We start from the raw sequence: 15,701 nt of genomic DNA, 5'->3' as shown, positions 1-15,701 counted from the left end.
GCCGCCGAATGGAAAGGGCGGCCGGCTACCCGTTGAGGACCCGTCCCGCCACGGCGTCGAGCTTGGCGAGCAATGCCGGATCCCGGACCGCGGGCGCCGTCATGATCGCGCCGTCGAGCGCCCGGTGCGCGCCCGCCGGGCACGGCTCGCGCTCGGCCGGGAAATCGCGGGCGAGACGGGCGACGAGCCGCGCCGCCTTGTCGGCGTTGGCCCGGGCGACCGCGATCACGGAGGCGACGTCCACCGCGTCGTGGCCCGGGTGCCAGCAATCGAAGTCGGTGACCATCGCGATGGTGGCGTAGGTGATCTCCGCTTCGCGGGCGAGCTTGGCCTCGGGCATGTTGGTCATGCCGATCACGTCGAAGCCCTGGGCCTTGTAGGCCCGGGATTCGGCGAGCGACGAGAATTGCGGCCCCTCCATGCAGACATAGGTGCCGCCGCGATGCACCGCGATGTCCTCGGCCTTCGCGGCGACGGCGATCCGCGCCTGCAGCCCCGGACCGACCGGATGGGCGAGGGACACGTGGGCGACGCAGCCGTCGCCGAAGAACGAGGTGGCGCGGCCGTGGGTGCGGTCGACGAACTGGTCGACGAGCACGAAGAGGCCCGGCGGCAGCTCCTCGCGGAACGAGCCGCAGGCCGAGAGGGCGACGAGGTCGGTGACCCCGGCCCGCTTCAGGACGTCGATATTGGCGCGGTAGTTGATGCCCGACGGCGAGAGCCGGTGTCCCCGCCCGTGCCGGGCCAGGAACACGACCTTGGTCTCGCCGATCCGCCCGATGCGCAGGGCGTCCGAGGGCTCGCCCCAGGGCGACGCCACGCGCTCTTCGCGCACATCCTCGAGACCCGGCAGGTCGTAGACGCCGGACCCGCCCATCACTCCGAGGACCGCTGCCGTCATGAAGGTATTCCCCTGGTCGCGCAGCGCATAACGGCCGCCTGATCCATCCGCCACCTCATCCTGAGGTGTCGGAGCGAAGCGGAGGCCTCGAAGGAGGGCTCCAGAATTCGCAGCGATCTCTGGAGCCGTCCTTCGAGGCTGCTGCGCAGCACCTCAGGATGAGGTTGAGGGATGGTTCAACCCGCTTCCGTCCAGCCGATCGTCGCGGTGGCCACGGGTTAACATGGCGATCCAGCCCAAAAAAGATGGGCCCCCTTTCGGGAGCCCATCCGTCTCGTCGATCGCGGCAGCGCGCTTCAGTAGGTCTTGTGCAGCTCCGGCTGGAGGCCGTGCACCTCGCCGCCGACATCGGCCCAGATCTTCTTCTTCACGTAGTAGAGCAGTGCCGACAGGATGATGAGGAACAGGATCACCCGGAAGCCCAGGGCCTTGCGGTCCATCATGTGCGGCTCGGCCGCCCACATCAGGAAGGCCGAGACGTCCTTGCCGTATTGATCGACCGTCTCGGGCACGACCGGCTGGCCCTGATCGTTCTTCGGGTAGGAGACCTGCCCGTCGGTGATTGGCGGCGGCATCGCGATGATGTGGCCGGGATAGTACTTGTTGTAGTGGCCACCCTCCGGCAGGGCGAAGTCCTTCGGGGGCTCCTCGTAGCCGTTGAGCAGGGCGTGGATGTAGTCGGGGCCCTGCTCCGAGTAGCCGACGAAGGGCAGCCAGTCGGTCAGGAAGTAGAGCGAGCCCCGGGAGAAGGTCCGCGCCTTGGCGATGACCGAGAAGTCCGGCGGGGCCTTGCCGCCGTTGGCCGCCGCTGCGGCCTGATCGTTCGGGAAGGGCGGCGGGAAGGTGTCGGCGGGCCGGCCGGGCCGCTCGAACATCTCGCCGGCATCGTTCGGGCCGTCCTTCACCTGATAGGTCGCCGCGAGGGCCTTCACCTGCCCGGCGGTGAAGTCCGGTCCGCCCTCCTGGGCGAGGTTGCGGAAGGAGACCAGCTTCATCGAGTGGCAGGCGGAGCAGACCTCCTTGTAGACCTGGAAGCCGCGCTGCAGCTGCGCGGTGTCGAAGCGGCCGAAAACGCCGGCGAAGCTCCAGTTCACGCGGGCCGGGATCGGCCCGCCATGCCCCTCCTGGGCGGAGACCGGCACGGCGCCGATCAGCAGGGCCGCCAGGGCGGCCGCGGCGGTCGTCGAGAGGACGCGGGTCATCATCATGGTCCTGTCGTCAGCCCGTCAACCTTTGGTGGTCGGTGCGGCGGCAGCGCCCGCCGGCATGCCGGATCCGCTCACCTGCTTGCCCGGCCCGGTCACGCTCTCGAGGATCGAGCCCGGCAGCTTCTTCGGCGTCTCGAACAGGCCGCAGAGCGGCATGACGATCAGGAAGTGCGCGAAGTAGTAGATGGTGCAGACCTGAGCGGCCAGCACGTAGCCCCCCTCCGGCGGCTGCGAGCCGAGCCAGCCGAGCAGCAGGGTCGCGCCGATGAACACCCAGAAGAACTGGCGGTAGAGCGGCCGGTAGTTGCACGAGCGGATCCGCGACGTGTCGAGCCACGGCGCAAAGGCCAGGATGATCACCGCCGAGAACATCAGGATGACGCCGCCGAGCTTGCTCGGGACCGCACGCAGGATCGCGTAGAACGGCAGGAAGTACCATTCGGGCACGATGTGCGCCGGCGTCACCGCCGGGTTCGCCTGGATGTAGTTGTCCGCATGGCCCAGGAAGTTCGGCTGGTAGAACAGGAACCAGGCGAACAGGATCATGAACACGCAGGTGGCGAAGACGTCCTTGATCGTCGCGTAGGGCGTGAACGGCACCGCGTCCTTGCCCGACTTGATCGGGATGCCGGCCGGGTTGTTCTGGCCGGTGACGTGCAGCGCCCACACGTGCAGCACGACCACGCCGGCGATCATCCACGGCAGCAGGTAGTGCAGCGAGAAGAAGCGGTTCACGGTCGGGTTGCCCACCGAGTAGCCGCCCCAGAGCAGGGTCTGGATCGTGTCGCCGACCACCGGGATCGCCGCCAGGATGTTGGTGATGACGGTGGCGCCCCAGAAGCTCATCTGGCCCCAGGGCAGCGTGTAGCCCAGGAAGGCCGTGGCCATCATCAGCAGGTAGATGACGACGCCGAGGATGTAGAGCACCTCGCGCGGGGCCTTGTACGACCCGTAATAGAGCGCCCGGAACATGTGGACGTAGACGGCCACGAAGAACATCGAGGCGCCGTTGGCATGCGCGTAGCGCAGCAGCCATCCGTAGTTCACATCGCGCATGATCTTCTCGACGGAGGTGAAGGCACCCGTCGCCGAAGGCTCATAGTGCATCGCCAGCCAGACGCCGGTGACGATCTGGATGCCCAGGAAGGCGGCGAGGATCGCCCCGAAGGTCCAGAAGTAGTTGAGGTTCCGCGGAACCGGGTAGGCAATGAAGGACGAGTGCACCAGCCCGGCGATGGGCAGGCGCGCTTCGAGCCATTTGGCTACGCGGCTCTTGGGGACGTAGGTGCTGGCCGTTCCGCTCATGCTTCCGTCCTCCTCAGGCCGCTTCCTTGCCGCCCTCGCCGATCCGGATCTTGGTGTCCGTCTCGAAGGCGTAGGGCGGGATCGGCAGGTTGATGGGCGCGGGTCCATGGCGCACGCGGCCCACCGCGTCGAATTGCGAGCCGTGGCACGGGCAGGCCCAGCCCTCGAAATTGCCCTGGTGGCCGATCGGCACGCAGCCGAGATGCGTGCAGTTGCCGTAGACCACCAGCCACTGGTCGTGGCCGTTCTTGACCCGCGTCGGGAAGGCGGCCGGGTCGATCATCGCCGAGAGCGGGACCGCCTTCATGTCGCCCACCTCCTTGGCGGTGAGCTTGCGCACGAAGATCAGTTTGCCGCGCCAGAAGACGTTGACGATCTGGCCGTCCTGGATCGGCGTCAGATCGACTTCGATCGGCGCCCCGGCGGCGATCGTGTCCGCATCGGGCGCCATGGAGGAGATCAGCGGCCAAGCCGCGGCCGCGGCCCCGACCGCCAGCCCGGCGCCGGTCGCCAGGAAGAGAAAGTCACGGCGGCTGCCCTCATGACCAGAGGCCGCGGGAGCGGCGGCTGATGTGTTCGCCAAGGTTCGGAACTCCATGCGTCGGCGTCAGGGCCGCAGGTGCCCTCGTCCCGGCTCGATCCAGGAACAAAGCATTATGGTTCTAATCTGAGCAATGAGACTGTCTGACGCCCCCGAGTCAAGCCGCTGTGTGCGGCGCGGCGATAAGGTCGACCCGCGATCGTCGCGGTATGTTGCCGGTAACCCTGCCGGTGCGGCGCTCACGCGACGGCGCTGTCGTATCGGGCCGTCCCGTCGTCCAGGAAGCCGCCGGATTGGCGCGACCACAATCCGGCATAGACGCCACCGCGGGCAACCAGCTCGGCGTGGGTCCCCTCCTCGATGATCCGGCCGCGGTCGATGACGACGAGCCGGTCGAGGGCCGCGATAGTCGACAGGCGATGCGCGATGGCCAGCACGGTCTTGCCGGCCATCAGGGTGTCGAGGGAGTCCTGAATCGCCGCCTCGACCTGGCTGTCGAGGGCCGAGGTCGCCTCGTCGAGAATCAGGATCGGGGCGTCCTTCAGCATGACGCGGGCGATGGCGATCCGCTGCCGCTGCCCGCCGGACAGTTTGACGCCGCGCTCGCCGACCTGGGCGTCGTAGCCCCGCCGCCCCTTGTGATCGACGAGATCGGCGATGAACGCGTCCGCATGCGCCAGCCGGGCCGCCCGCTCGATCTCCGCCTGGCTGGCGCCGGGGCGGCCATAGGCGATGTTGTCGCGGATGGAGCGGTGCAAGAGCGACGTGTCCTGGCTGACCATCGCGATGGCTTCGCGCAGCGATTGCTGAGTCACCGCGGCGATGTCCTGGCCGTCCACCAGGATGCGCCCGCTCTCCACGTCGTAGAGGCGCAGGAGCAGACCCGCCAGGGTCGACTTGCCCGCGCCGCTGACGCCGACCAGCCCGACCTTCTCGCCGGGGCGGATCGTCAGGGAGAAATCCTCGATGACCGTGGCGTCGCCGCGTCCGTAATGGAAGCCGACCTCGTCGAATCGGATCTCGCCGCCGGTGACGACGAGGGACTGCGCGTCCGGCGCATCGACCAGGGCGTGCGGCCGGGCCATCGTCTGCATGCTCTCCTGGACCACGCCGACATTCTCGAAGACACCGCGCACGGTCTGCATGACCCAGCCCGACATGGCGATCAGGCGCAGCACGAGGGCGAGACCCGCCGACGCCTCGCCGGTGGTCATGCCGCCGTCGCGCCACAGGATGAGGCACGCGGCACCGGTGGCGATCAGGAGCGTGCTGTTGAGGAGTCCGAGCAGGCTGGTGGTCAGGGTCACCAGCCGGAACTGGTGGAGATAGGCGGCCGTGTGGACATCCACCGCGTCCTGCACCGCGGCTCGCTCCTCGCGGTCGCGTGCGAAGAGCTTGACCGTCAGGATGTTGGTGTAGCTGTCGACGATCCGGCCGATGAGCGTCGAGCGGGTGTCTGCGGTCTTGTGCGAGCGCGCCCGGGCCCGGGGCACGAACCACGCGGTCAGGGCCGCGTAGGCGGCGATCCAGAGCAGCACCGGGCCGGCGAGCCACGGCGAGATCGCGCTGAACAGCCCGACCGCCGTGATCGCGTAGATCGCCACGTAGAGGAGCGTGTCGATGAAGACGACCGCGAGTTCCCGCACCGCCGGGCCCACCTGGACGACGCGGTTGGCCAGACGGCCGGAGAAGTCGCCCTGGAAATACGAGAGCGCGTGCCCGAGGGTGTAGAGATGCGCCCGCCAGCGGATCTGGCTGGTCGATTGCGGCACGATGAGCTGGTTGGACAGCACCTCGTGCGCCCAGATCGACAGCGGACGCACCACCGCGATGAGAACGACCACGAGGCTGAGTTCGACCGCGTGGTCCGACAGCACCGTCGCCCGATCGGCCGAGCCGAGCAGGTCGATGAACCAGCGCATCACGAGGTAGAGGGAGGCCTCGACCGTGCCGGCGATCACCGCGATGACGAACAGGGCCGCCAGGGCGGCGCGGATCGGGCGCAGGTAGAACCAGGCAAAGCCGAGGATCGACCGCGGCGGCATCCGCGCCTCGTCGAAGGGCGCGAAGGGGTCGACGCGGCGTTCAAGCCAATCGAGGAACATGTCTACGGGGGCGTGACGCGGCGGGAGCCCCTCATGTAAGCGCGACCGGCCCCGCGCCAACCGTGCGGAGTGGTCGCGCCGCCGCGGTGTCTCAGCGGTTCAGGGCCAGCGCGGCGCCCGACTTGGTCAGGGCGCCTTCCAGGCCGCCGCCGCCCTGGCGCAGCCGCGCCGCCACGGAGCCGCCCGGCTGGTAGAGGTAGACTTCCCCGTCGCGGAAGTCCCAGGCCGAGACCCGGGCCAGATCCTTGTTGGGGCAGCCCGTCGCCGTCGCCCTGTAGAGGTCGAGGGCCGGCGTGCTCGAGAGCGTCACCTTGCAATTCGCTCCGGTGGCATCGCGGGCATCCCAGCTTCCGACCACGGAGGAGCGACCGCCGGTGGCGACCGGCGGCGGCGGCGCCGGCGGGGCGACCGGCTCGGCGATCACCGTCGGACCGGCGGGCGGCGCGGCCGCCTGGGCACCGGGCGGGGGCGGCGCGTCGGGGCTCGCGGCCACGCCGGGCGGAGGCGCCAGGGGGGCTGCGGTCACGGTGCCCGACGGCATGGCCGGCACCGTGTCCAGGGAGGCCTGCGGCGACGGCGCCCGCGTCCGCGGCCCATCCAGGCGGCTCGAGGCACAGGCGCCGAGGCTGGCGCCCAGGCAGAGAACGGCGAACGTCGACAGGCTCGGGCGCAGCATCGGTCCACTTTGGGTCAGGCTTGGAGGCGCGTACGCGCTTGCCCCTGACTCCGTGCCAATTGCGCTGACCGCAAGGCGGCCCTCTCAAGCTCAGACGACTCCGCTGCGGAGAGCCGGGCTTTTCAGCCCAGTGTGGCCTTCAGGCCTCAATACGTGGCCCGGCTCTGCAATCAGAGCGTGCGCTCCACCATCATCTTCTTGATTTCGGCAATGGCCTTGGCCGGGTTCAGGCTCTTCGGGCAGGTGTTGGCGCAGTTCATGATCGTGTGGCAGCGGTACAGCCGGAACGGGTCGTGCAGCCCGTCGAGGCGGTGGCCCGTGTTCTCGTCGCGCGAGTCGATCAGCCAGCGATAGGCCTGCAGCAGGGCTGCCGGGCCGAGGAACTTGTCGCCGTTCCACCAGTAGCTCGGGCACGACGTGGTGCAGCACGCGCAGAGGATGCACTCGTACAGACCGTCGAGGCGGGAGCGGTCCTCCGGAGTCTGGCGCCACTCCTTCTCCGGGGCCGGCGTCTCGGTTTGCAGCCAGGGCTCGATGGCGGCGTGCTGGGCGTAGAAATTCGTGAGGTCCGGCACGAGGTCCTTCAGGACCGGCATGTGCGGCAGCGGATAGATCCGGATCGCCCCGTCCTTGTCCTTGCGGGTCATGACCGGCAGGGCGTTGTCGGGGCTCTTGCACTCGTCGATGCCCATCGTGCAGGCGAGCGCGTTCTGGCCCTCGATGTTCATCGCGCAGGAGCCGCAGATGCCCTCGCGGCAGGAGCGGCGGAAGACCAGTGTCGAGTCGACCTTGTTCTTGATCCACAGGAGCGCATCGAGGACCATCGGCCCGCAATCCTCGCGGTCGACCTGATAGGTGTCGATCCGCGGGTTGGCCCCGTCATCCGGGTTCCAGCGGTAGATCTTGAAGGTCTGCAGGTTCCTGGCGCCGGGAGGCGCCGGCCAGGACTTGCCCTGCGTGATCTGGGAATTCTTCGGAAGGTTGAACTGGGCCATGGTTCTCGACGGCTTCCGCTAGAGCAGGACGTGGCGGCCGGGGCAGAAGCCCCGCCGCCGCAGTCGTTGAGCAGAGGTTCGTATCAGTACACGCGCGCCTTCGGCTCGATGTACTGGATCTCATTGGACATCGTGTAGGTGTGCACCGGACGGTAATCGATGTTCACCTGGTGACGGCTCTCGTCGAGCCAGGACAGGGTGTGCTTCATCCAGTCCTTGTCGTCGCGGTCCGGGAAGTCCTCGCGGGCATGGGCGCCGCGGGATTCCGTGCGGTTGGCGGCCGATTCCATCGTGACCACCGCCTGGCCGATCAGGTTGTCGAACTCCAGGGTCTCCAGGAGGTCGGTGTTCCAGACCAGCGACCGGTCGGTGACCTTCACGTCGGCGGCGGCGTTCCAGACCTTGTGGATCAGGCCCTTGCCCTCCTCCAGAACCTCGCCGGTGCGGAACACGGCGCAATTGTTCTGCATCGTCTTCTGCATCTCGGCGCGGAGTTCCGCGGTCGGCGTCGCGCCATTGGCGTAGCGGAACCGGTCGAGGCGCTCGAGGGCCTTGTCGGTGGCCCCCTTCGGCAGTTCCATGGCGCGGCCGTTCGGCTCGACGATCTCGGCGCAGCGCTTGCCGGCGGCGCGGCCGAACACCACGAGATCGATCAGCGAGTTCGAACCCAGGCGGTTGGCGCCGTGCACGGAGACGCAGGCTGCTTCGCCGATGGCCATGAGACCCGGAACCACGGTGTCGGGGTTGCCGTCGCGCAGCGTCAGCACCTCGCCGTGATAGTTCGTGGGGATGCCGCCCATGTTGTAATGGACGGTCGGGATGACCGGGATCGGCTCCTTGGTCACGTCGACACCGGCGAAGATCCGCGCGGATTCCGAGATGCCCGGCAGGCGCTCGTGCAGGATCTTCGGGTCCAGGTGGTCGAGGTGCAGGTAGATGTGATCCTTGTTCTTGCCGACGCCGCGGCCGTCCCGGATCTCCATGGTCATGGAGCGCGAGACCACGTCGCGCGAGGCGAGGTCCTTGGCCGACGGTGCGTAGCGCTCCATGAAGCGCTCGCCCTCGGAATTCGTCAGATAGCCGCCCTCACCCCGGGAGCCTTCCGTGATCAGGCAGCCCGCGCCGTAGATGCCGGTCGGGTGGAACTGCACGAACTCCATGTCCTGCAGCGGCAGGCCGGCGCGCAGCACCATGGCGTTGCCGTCGCCCGTGCAGGTATGCGCGGAGGTCGCCGAGAAATAGGCGCGTCCGTAGCCGCCGGTCGCCAGGATGGTCATCTGGGCGCGGAACCGGTGGATCTCGCCGGTGGCCTGGTCGAGAGCGATGACGCCGCGGCAGCGGCCCTCTTCGTCCATGATCAGGTCGAGGGCGAAATACTCGATGAAGAAGTCGGTCTGGTTCTTCACCGCTTGTCCGTACAGGGTGTGCAGCATGGCGTGGCCGGTGCGGTCGGCCGCCGCGCAGGTGCGCTGGGCGGTGCCCTTGCCGTAATCGGTGGTCATGCCGCCGAACGGGCGCTGGTAGATCTTGCCTTCCTCCGTGCGGGAGAACGGCACGCCCCAGTGCTCCAGCTCGTACACGGCGGCGGGCGCGTTGCGCACGAGGTACTCGATGGCGTCCTGGTCGCCGAGCCAGTCCGACCCCTTCACGGTGTCGTACATGTGCCAGCGCCAGTCGTCCGGGCCCATGTTGCCGAGGGACGCCGAGATGCCGCCCTGCGCCGCCACGGTGTGCGAGCGGGTCGGGAACACCTTGGTGATGCAGGCGGTGCGCAGGCCGGCTTCCGAGCAGCCGACCGTGGCACGCAGGCCGGCGCCGCCTGCGCCGACGATCACCACGTCGAAGGCGTGATCGTGAATGGTGTAGGCAGGCCCGCTGCCGTTTGTGCCGTTGGCGGCCATGTTCGGCTCCTCGAAATAGGGGTTGGCGGGGTTCAGGCCGGCTGTCCGAAGCCGATGCGCAGCACCGCATAGAGGCAGGCCACGGCCACGACGACCGCGTAGGCGTTGTTGGCGAGAACCGCCGCAATCTTCATGGCCGGGGCGTGCACATAGTCCTCGATGATCACCTGCATGCCGAGACGCATGTGGATCGTAACCGACAGCAGTGCCAGGATCAGGAGAATTGACACCAGGGGGGTCGCGACGAGGAGCCGCGCCTCCGCAAAGCCGCGGCCCGACATCTTGGCGACGATCACCACGAAGCTCAGCATCAGCACGACGTTGGCGATGGCGGTCAGCCGCTGCAGCCACCAGTGGCCGGCCCCGTGGTGCGCGACGCCGAGCCCGCGGACCCGGGCGCGGGGGGTGCGGATCGAGACGCGCGTGTCCTGCCGGACCTCTTTCTGAGCCATGTGGGCCTCCTCAGCGGACCAGAAGGGCGACCGCCCAGATGACGAGGGTGAGCGCGACCGAGCCGATCAGGGTCAGCCGGGCCATCGACAGGCGCTTCTCCCGATCGAAGCCCACGCCCGTGTCCCAGATCAGGTGCCGGATGCCGCCCAGCATGTGGTGCATCAGCACCCACGTATAGACGAACAGGATCAGGCGCCCGAACAGCGAGCCGAAGAACCCGGCCACGTAAGAGTAGCCGACCGGTCCGGAAGCCAGAGCCACGAGCCAGAGGGCGACCAGTGCAGTCCCGCCATAGAGCGCGGTGCCGGTGATACGGTGAAACACCGACATCGCCATCGTCCAGGTCCAGCGATAGATCTGGAGATGGGGCGATAGCGGCTGTGCCACTGTCGGGCGGGCGGTGGGTGCCATCGGGTTGAAGCCTCGCAGCTGCGAACTGGACCGTCTCTAATCTGGTAGCGCTAGTGGCTGAGCGGGCAACCCGCAATCCGCCATGGTGCGGCGCAATGTGCCGTCTGGGGCGACACTTTGCCGATTCTGTCACCTCAGCTGCCCCAGCAGTCGCCACCACGCATAGTCGAGGGGCGCGGCCACCAGCAACGACAGGAGGCCGAAGCTCACGGTGAGGCGCGTCGCGTCCCCGAGGCGGACGCCCCCGAGCTCGCTGGCGAACACGATCGGGGGCGCCTGGTAAGGGAAGAAGATGGTCGAGTAGCCGATCACCTGCAGGGAGACGACCGCGAGGGATGACAGGCCGCTCGCCTCCGTCATCTCGCCCGCTAGGGCCGTGTAGAGGGCCGGCGCGCCGTTGGCGGTGACGAGCAGGGTCAGCACCGTCGCCATGCCGGTGAGAACCGCGAAGTTCTGTGTCGGCGCGTCGTGCGCCAGGGGCGCGACCGCCAGGAGCAGATGGCCGAGACGCCCGCCCAGACCGGTCTCGTTGACCAGGGCGACCAGACCGAGCAGCGCCGCGATGTAGAAGCAGGTCCGCAGGTTGACCTGCTGGAACGCTTCGGGCGGCAGCACCCCGATCCGCGGCAGCAGGCAGACCACCGCGGCGGCGAGGCCGACCCAGGCGGGGGCGAGCCCGTGCAGGGCGTCGGTCATCCAGAGGACCAGCGTGCAGGCGAGGATCACCGCGAGGCGCCGCTCGGGCGCGGAGAGCGGCGGCAGCACCGGCAGGGTCGGCGCGGTCGGGCCGAGGTCGTCCGGAAACAGCCGAACGATGAGAGCCACCAGCAGGACGCCCTTGACCGCGGCCAGGACTGGGGCGTGCAGGACGAAGTAGGACAGGTACGAGAGCTGCAGCCCGAGCAGGTGTTCCGCCGAGCCGGCCATGACGAGGTTCGGCACGTTGGCGGGCAGGATCGCTGCCGACAGGATCGGCGTGGCGATGCCGACCGCCAGCACGGCGCCCGTCCGTCCCGGGCGGCCGACCGCAAGGCCGAAGGCGTCGCAGAGCGCCAGGGTCACGGGGATCATCAGGGCGATGCGGCCCAGATTCGACGGCATGACGAAGGCGATGAGGAAGCTCAGCGCCACCAGCCCGGTGATGAAGTGGCCGTAGGAGCCCGAGAGGCGCAGGGCGAGGCTCCGCGCCATGCGGGCGCCGAGGCCCGTCCGGGTCATGCCCTGCCCCACGACCAGGCCGGACAGGACCAGCCAGAAGGCGGAGGACGAAAGGCCGGAGAACACCGTCGCGGCGGAGCCGAGCCGCAGCAGCATCGCCAGTCCGAAGAAGGCCAGCGCCGTGACGATCTCGGGCAGCAGGGCGGTCGCCCAGAGGCTCATGCACGCCACGAGCAGTGCCGCCGTCGCCGCAATCGACCCCTCCCCGCTCACCGCGATCGTCCCCGCACCACGCTACGCCGGAGGCGGCATCCTCGTCGGATTGGAATGGTTCGCAATTCGGGAGTTGTTGAGCGAGCCTTCGCCAACCGCGAAGGCTCTTAGTGCGATGGGCCGCGCCGGCCTGCTTACGAACGCGGACGCCCGGCCGAGAGCCGGCCGGGCGCAATGCTGTCTCAAAAGCGTTTGGGGACCCGCTTCGCGTGGCTCAGTAGCCGTAGCCGTAGTAGCCGTTGCAGGCGGCCGGGTCGTAAGCCCCGTAGCCGTACGTGTCGGCACAATTGTCGTACCCGTAGTCGAGGCCGCTCAGGCCGTAGCCGACCCCGAGGCCGAGCCCGACCCCCGCAAGGCCGTAGCCGACGCCGCGGCCATAGCGCTGGCCGTAATAGCCGCGGTTGGCGTAGCCACGCCCGACAATCCCGCGGTTCCCGATCCCGCCATACCGGCCGGCATCGTGGAATCCGCCGGTCCGGAGGCCGCCGCCCCGAAGCCCGCCGGCTCCGGCCACGCCGGCCGCGCCGAGCCCCGCGCCCCGGAAGCCACCACCCAGGCCGCCGACCCGCGTCCCACCGACTCCGCCGTTCTGAAAGGCCCCGCCGCCGAAGCCGCCGTTCCGGAACGACCCGCCGCCCACGCTGCCACCGCGGAAGCCGCCGCCGAACCCGCCGCCGTGAAATCCGCCACCGCCGAAGCCTCCGCCGTGGAAGCCACCCCCGCCGAAGCCGCGCGCATCCGCACCGGTCGGAGCGAAAGCGACCGCTGCCAGAAGAGCGGTCGAAACAAGTGCGATACGAGTCATGGGAAATCTCAGCTTGAAGCGAGGTGTATTAATCCCCCAACACTTCAAAACGCCGCGATATCCAAGCTTGAGTATTTGGGGCGACGTGGCAGTCCGTCGCGAGAGCCGTCCTCGGGCGCGGACCGGATGAGGACCGCGCCGGACGCCCCTCACCGGAACGGAGGCTCATCGAAGCTGCGCAGCTTGCGCGAGTGGAGACCGTGCCGGTCGGCGCGCAGCACGTCGAGTGCCGCCAATCCCACCTGGAGATGCTCCGAGACGGCCCGGTCATAGAACGCATTGGCGGCGCCCGGCAGCTTGATCTCGCCGTGGAGCGGCTTGTCGGAGACGCAGAGCAGCGCGCCGTAGGGTACGCGGAGGCGGAAGCCCTGCGCGGCGACGGTGCCGCTCTCCATGTCGACCGCGATCGCGCGGGACTGGTTGATCCGCCGCCGCTCCTGGCTGAAGCGCAGCTCCCAGTTGCGGTCGTCATAGGTCACCACCGTGCCGGTGCGCAGGCGCCGCTTCAGGGCATCGGCCTGCTCGCCCGTCACAGAGGCGGCGGCGCTCTGGAGCGCGACCTGCACCTCGGCCAGCGCCGGGACCGGGACGTCCGGCGGCACGAGCTCGTCGAGGATCCGGTCGCGGCGGAGATAGGCGTGCGCCAGCACGTAGTCGCCGATCGTCTGCGACTGCCGCAGGCCGCCGCAATGGCCGACCATCAGCCAGCAATCCGGGCGCAGCACGGCGAGATGGTCGGTGATCGTCTTCGCGTTCGAGGGGCCGACGCCGATATTGACCAGCGTCGTGCCCTGCTGGGTCCCGTCGGCGTCGCGCGCCACCAAATGGTAGGCCGGCATCTGGTGCCGGTGCCAGGGCGAGGCGGCGATCACCGCGGCGGGGTCGGCCTCGGCGGCCTCGGCGCGGCTCACGGAGACTCCGCCCGGCAGGACCAGCCGCTCGAACCCCTCCGCGCCCGAGGCCAGCCGCTCCAGGCCGTGGCGGACGAACTGGTCGACGTAGCGGTGGTAGTTGGTGAGCAGGATCCAGGGCTGGACGTCGCGCCAGTCGCAGCCGGTGTAATGGACCAGCCGCCGGAGGGAGTAATCGACCCGCACGCCGTCGAACAGCGCCAGGGGCAGCGGCTCGCCCGCCACCTGGTCGAAGGTCCCGTCGGCGATCTCGTCGCCGACGAGCGACAGGAGCGGGACCGGGAAGTAGGTGGCGAGATCCGCGCCGTCGACCGCCCGGCCGCCCGCGTCGAGCCCGGCTTCCAGCACGTAGGGATAGGGGATCTCCTGCGCGCTCAGCCCGACTTCGATGGCGATGCCGTAATCCGCGATCAGCGGCTCCAGCTGACGGGTCAGGTAGGTCCGGAAGAACGCCGGATGCGTCACCGTCGTGGCGTAGGTCCCGGCCGCCTGGAGCTTGGCGGTGGCGCGCCGGACGCGCGGCAGCGGCCCGTCCGGGCGATAGCTGATCCGCAGCTCCGGGTAGCGAAAGGCGAGCCGCTCGGTGGCGTCCGGCGGCGGCCCCCCGGCGAGGTAGCGCTCCAGGGCATTTCGCAGGGCGCCGGCCGCGTCGTCGTAGAGCTCGACCAGCCGGTCGACGGCGGTCCCGGCATCGGCCACCGCCTGCATCGGCCGCAATTCCCGCTCGATCATGTCGCCTCCGTTCCTGCTGCCGGATCTACACCCCGCACCATCCGGGGGCGAGATGCGGGGTTGCGGGCCGCGGGCACATGGCCGACAAGCCCGCCGGCGCGGAGCGAGGCGGCATGGACGCGGATGAGTTCGGAACCCGTCCCGGCGAAGTGAGGGCAGAATTGCCCACGACCTTCGATGCGGGCCTCCACTTCATCGGCCGGCTGCGCACGCCCTGGCAGGCGCGATCCGACTGTCCGAAGAACGGCCTGCAGACCGATGCGGTCTGCACCGTGGAGGTCGATCCGGCCTACGTCCCCGGCCTGCGCAACGTCACGGGCTGCACGCACCTGATCCTGCTCTACTGGATGGACCGGGCGACCCGCGGCCTCGTGATCCAGCGCCCGCGCCACGCCGACGGTCCCCGCGGCACCTTCTCCCTGCGCTCGCCCGCCCGTCCCAACCCGATCGCCCTGTCGGTGGTGGAACTGCTCGGCCGCGACGGCGACACGCTCCGCGTGCGCGGGCTCGACTGCCTCGACGGCACGCCGCTCCTCGACATCAAACCCTACTACGCCTCCACGGATGCGCGGCCGGACGCGCAGGTCGACCGGGCCGGGGCCGAGCCGTGAGGCGCGTTGCCCTTCTCATTCTCGGTGGGCTCGCCCTGCTGGCAATCGGCGGTTTCGCCGGGTGGCGCCTGCATAGGCCGGCCGCGGATGCGCGGGCCTACGCGGAGATGCGCCTGATCGCCGTGCAGGTCAGCCTCGACGAGGCGCCGCCAAATTACGTGTTCTGGGCCGGCGATTCCCAGGTGGAGCTGCAGCCCGGCAGCCAGCGGCCCTGCGGCCTCGACTTCCTCAACGGCGGGATCAGCGGCTCGACCGCGGCCAGCTATGCGGACCACCTCGCGCGCTTGACCTTCAAGGTCCCTCCCCGGCTCGCCGCCCTGACGATCGGGACCAACGACATCCTCGTGAAGAACAACCCGCAGCTGGACAAGCCGACGGCGCAGTTCGAAGCCGCCGCAGAGGCGATCGTCAAGCGGCTCCAGACCTTGACCCCGCGCGTCGTGGTGACGGCCCTCCCCCCGGTCGGGCGTGAGCTCGGCAAGCTCGTCGATGCCGGCGCGGTGGCAGTTTACTCGCAGCGCCTGCGCAACCTGTGCGGCCGGCTCGGCTGCGTGTTCACGGACCCGTTCGCGGCCTTGCGCGACGGCGACACCGGCTACGCCAAGCCCGGTGCCCTGCGGGACGGGCTGCATCTCGCGGCGTTCCGGCCGGCGCTGAAGGCGGTCGAGCCGGCGCTCTGCGGGCCGTGACGGGGCGCGGTCCACGGCACGGCGTC

Annotated in this window: 15 protein-coding genes; 2 read left to right on the top strand and 13 right to left on the bottom strand. The window is 69.3% G+C overall.

The features are described from left to right. Positions 1-25: 25 nt before the first annotated feature. The 13 genes from ABIC70_RS13380 to ABIC70_RS13320 all read right to left on the bottom strand — a co-directional run bounded on the left by ABIC70_RS13380 (position 26) and on the right by ABIC70_RS13320 (position 14,375). Positions 26-901, bottom strand: coding sequence for an S-methyl-5'-thioadenosine phosphorylase (locus tag ABIC70_RS13380; protein ID WP_043760730.1), 876 nt, complete (start codon positions 899-901; stop codon positions 26-28). A gap of 296 nt (positions 902-1,197) precedes the next feature. Beyond that, positions 1,198-2,109, bottom strand: a complete 912-nt coding sequence (locus ABIC70_RS13375) for a cytochrome c1 (protein WP_043383665.1) — start codon at positions 2,107-2,109, stop codon at positions 1,198-1,200. A gap of 18 nt (positions 2,110-2,127) precedes the next feature. Continuing rightward, positions 2,128-3,414 carry a cytochrome b gene (locus ABIC70_RS13370; protein ID WP_354439904.1) on the bottom strand — a complete coding sequence of 429 codons (1,287 nt, stop codon included), beginning with the start codon at positions 3,412-3,414 and terminating at the stop codon, positions 2,128-2,130. Positions 3,415-3,427: 13 nt separating this feature from the next. After that, positions 3,428-4,012 carry a ubiquinol-cytochrome c reductase iron-sulfur subunit gene (gene petA, locus ABIC70_RS13365; RefSeq protein ID WP_078946996.1) on the bottom strand — a complete coding sequence of 195 codons (585 nt, stop codon included), beginning with the start codon at positions 4,010-4,012 and terminating at the stop codon, positions 3,428-3,430. A 182-nt stretch (positions 4,013-4,194) separates the two neighbouring features. Beyond that, the gene (locus tag ABIC70_RS13360; protein ID WP_354439903.1) at positions 4,195-6,060 is read right to left on the bottom strand and encodes an ABC transporter ATP-binding protein; all 1,866 of its coding nucleotides are present in this window, start codon (positions 6,058-6,060) and stop codon (positions 4,195-4,197) included. Positions 6,061-6,151: 91 nt separating this feature from the next. Then, positions 6,152-6,736: a protease inhibitor Inh/omp19 family protein gene (locus ABIC70_RS13355; RefSeq protein ID WP_043352132.1), complete on the bottom strand. Its 585-nt coding sequence runs from the start codon at positions 6,734-6,736 to the stop codon at positions 6,152-6,154. Between the two features lie 170 nt (positions 6,737-6,906). Further along, positions 6,907-7,731: a succinate dehydrogenase iron-sulfur subunit gene (locus tag ABIC70_RS13350; protein ID WP_024831121.1), complete on the bottom strand. Its 825-nt coding sequence runs from the start codon at positions 7,729-7,731 to the stop codon at positions 6,907-6,909. A gap of 83 nt (positions 7,732-7,814) precedes the next feature. Continuing rightward, a complete protein-coding gene (gene sdhA, locus ABIC70_RS13345; protein WP_043352130.1) occupies positions 7,815-9,632 on the bottom strand; it encodes a succinate dehydrogenase flavoprotein subunit in 1,818 nt (605 codons plus the stop codon). A gap of 32 nt (positions 9,633-9,664) precedes the next feature. Continuing rightward, a complete protein-coding gene (gene sdhD, locus ABIC70_RS13340) occupies positions 9,665-10,084 on the bottom strand; it encodes a succinate dehydrogenase, hydrophobic membrane anchor protein (RefSeq protein WP_043383655.1) in 420 nt (139 codons plus the stop codon). 10 nt (positions 10,085-10,094) lie between these two features. Then, a complete protein-coding gene (gene sdhC, locus ABIC70_RS13335) occupies positions 10,095-10,496 on the bottom strand; it encodes a succinate dehydrogenase, cytochrome b556 subunit (RefSeq protein WP_043352126.1) in 402 nt (133 codons plus the stop codon). Between the two features lie 129 nt (positions 10,497-10,625). Beyond that, entirely contained in the window at positions 10,626-11,927 is a 1,302-nt protein-coding gene (locus tag ABIC70_RS13330; RefSeq protein ID WP_354439902.1) for an SLC13 family permease, read from the bottom strand. A 214-nt stretch (positions 11,928-12,141) separates the two neighbouring features. Beyond that, positions 12,142-12,732 carry a hypothetical protein gene (locus ABIC70_RS13325; RefSeq protein WP_274925786.1) on the bottom strand — a complete coding sequence of 197 codons (591 nt, stop codon included), beginning with the start codon at positions 12,730-12,732 and terminating at the stop codon, positions 12,142-12,144. Between the two features lie 149 nt (positions 12,733-12,881). Continuing rightward, a complete protein-coding gene (locus ABIC70_RS13320; RefSeq protein WP_043383644.1) occupies positions 12,882-14,375 on the bottom strand; it encodes an AMP nucleosidase in 1,494 nt (497 codons plus the stop codon). A gap of 113 nt (positions 14,376-14,488) precedes the next feature. On the opposite strand from ABIC70_RS13320, the gene tsaA reads away from it, so the two are divergent. Further along, positions 14,489-14,986 carry a tRNA (N6-threonylcarbamoyladenosine(37)-N6)-methyltransferase TrmO gene (gene tsaA, locus ABIC70_RS13315; RefSeq protein ID WP_043352118.1) on the top strand — a complete coding sequence of 166 codons (498 nt, stop codon included), beginning with the start codon at positions 14,489-14,491 and terminating at the stop codon, positions 14,984-14,986. After that, the gene (locus ABIC70_RS13310) at positions 14,983-15,675 is read left to right on the top strand and encodes an SGNH/GDSL hydrolase family protein (RefSeq protein WP_274925787.1); all 693 of its coding nucleotides are present in this window, start codon (positions 14,983-14,985) and stop codon (positions 15,673-15,675) included. Before tsaA ends, ABIC70_RS13310 begins: the two co-directional genes overlap by 4 nt. Positions 15,676-15,701 lie beyond the last annotated feature (26 nt).

Source organism: Methylobacterium sp. 1973 (genome assembly GCF_040545035.1).
GTDB lineage: Bacteria > Pseudomonadota > Alphaproteobacteria > Rhizobiales > Beijerinckiaceae > Methylobacterium > Methylobacterium fujisawaense.
Note: the sequence above shows the minus strand (reverse complement) of the source record. Positions and strands in the feature narration are given on the sequence as shown.

Coding starts and splice junctions, on each gene's coding strand:
- ABIC70_RS13380 (WP_043760730.1), bottom strand. CDS start 901: ATGACGGCAGCGGTCCTCGGAGTGATGGGCGGGTCCGGCGTCTACGAC.
- ABIC70_RS13375 (WP_043383665.1), bottom strand. CDS start 2,109: ATGATGATGACCCGCGTCCTCTCGACGACCGCCGCGGCCGCCCTGGCG.
- ABIC70_RS13370 (WP_354439904.1), bottom strand. CDS start 3,414: ATGAGCGGAACGGCCAGCACCTACGTCCCCAAGAGCCGCGTAGCCAAA.
- petA (WP_078946996.1), bottom strand. CDS start 4,012: ATGGAGTTCCGAACCTTGGCGAACACATCAGCCGCCGCTCCCGCGGCC.
- ABIC70_RS13360 (WP_354439903.1), bottom strand. CDS start 6,060: ATGTTCCTCGATTGGCTTGAACGCCGCGTCGACCCCTTCGCGCCCTTC.
- ABIC70_RS13355 (WP_043352132.1), bottom strand. CDS start 6,736: ATGCTGCGCCCGAGCCTGTCGACGTTCGCCGTTCTCTGCCTGGGCGCC.
- ABIC70_RS13350 (WP_024831121.1), bottom strand. CDS start 7,731: ATGGCCCAGTTCAACCTTCCGAAGAATTCCCAGATCACGCAGGGCAAG.
- sdhA (WP_043352130.1), bottom strand. CDS start 9,632: ATGGCCGCCAACGGCACAAACGGCAGCGGGCCTGCCTACACCATTCAC.
- sdhD (WP_043383655.1), bottom strand. CDS start 10,084: ATGGCTCAGAAAGAGGTCCGGCAGGACACGCGCGTCTCGATCCGCACC.
- sdhC (WP_043352126.1), bottom strand. CDS start 10,496: ATGGCACCCACCGCCCGCCCGACAGTGGCACAGCCGCTATCGCCCCAT.
- ABIC70_RS13325 (WP_274925786.1), bottom strand. CDS start 12,732: ATGACTCGTATCGCACTTGTTTCGACCGCTCTTCTGGCAGCGGTCGCT.
- ABIC70_RS13320 (WP_043383644.1), bottom strand. CDS start 14,375: ATGATCGAGCGGGAATTGCGGCCGATGCAGGCGGTGGCCGATGCCGGG.
- tsaA (WP_043352118.1), top strand. CDS start 14,489: ATGGACGCGGATGAGTTCGGAACCCGTCCCGGCGAAGTGAGGGCAGAA.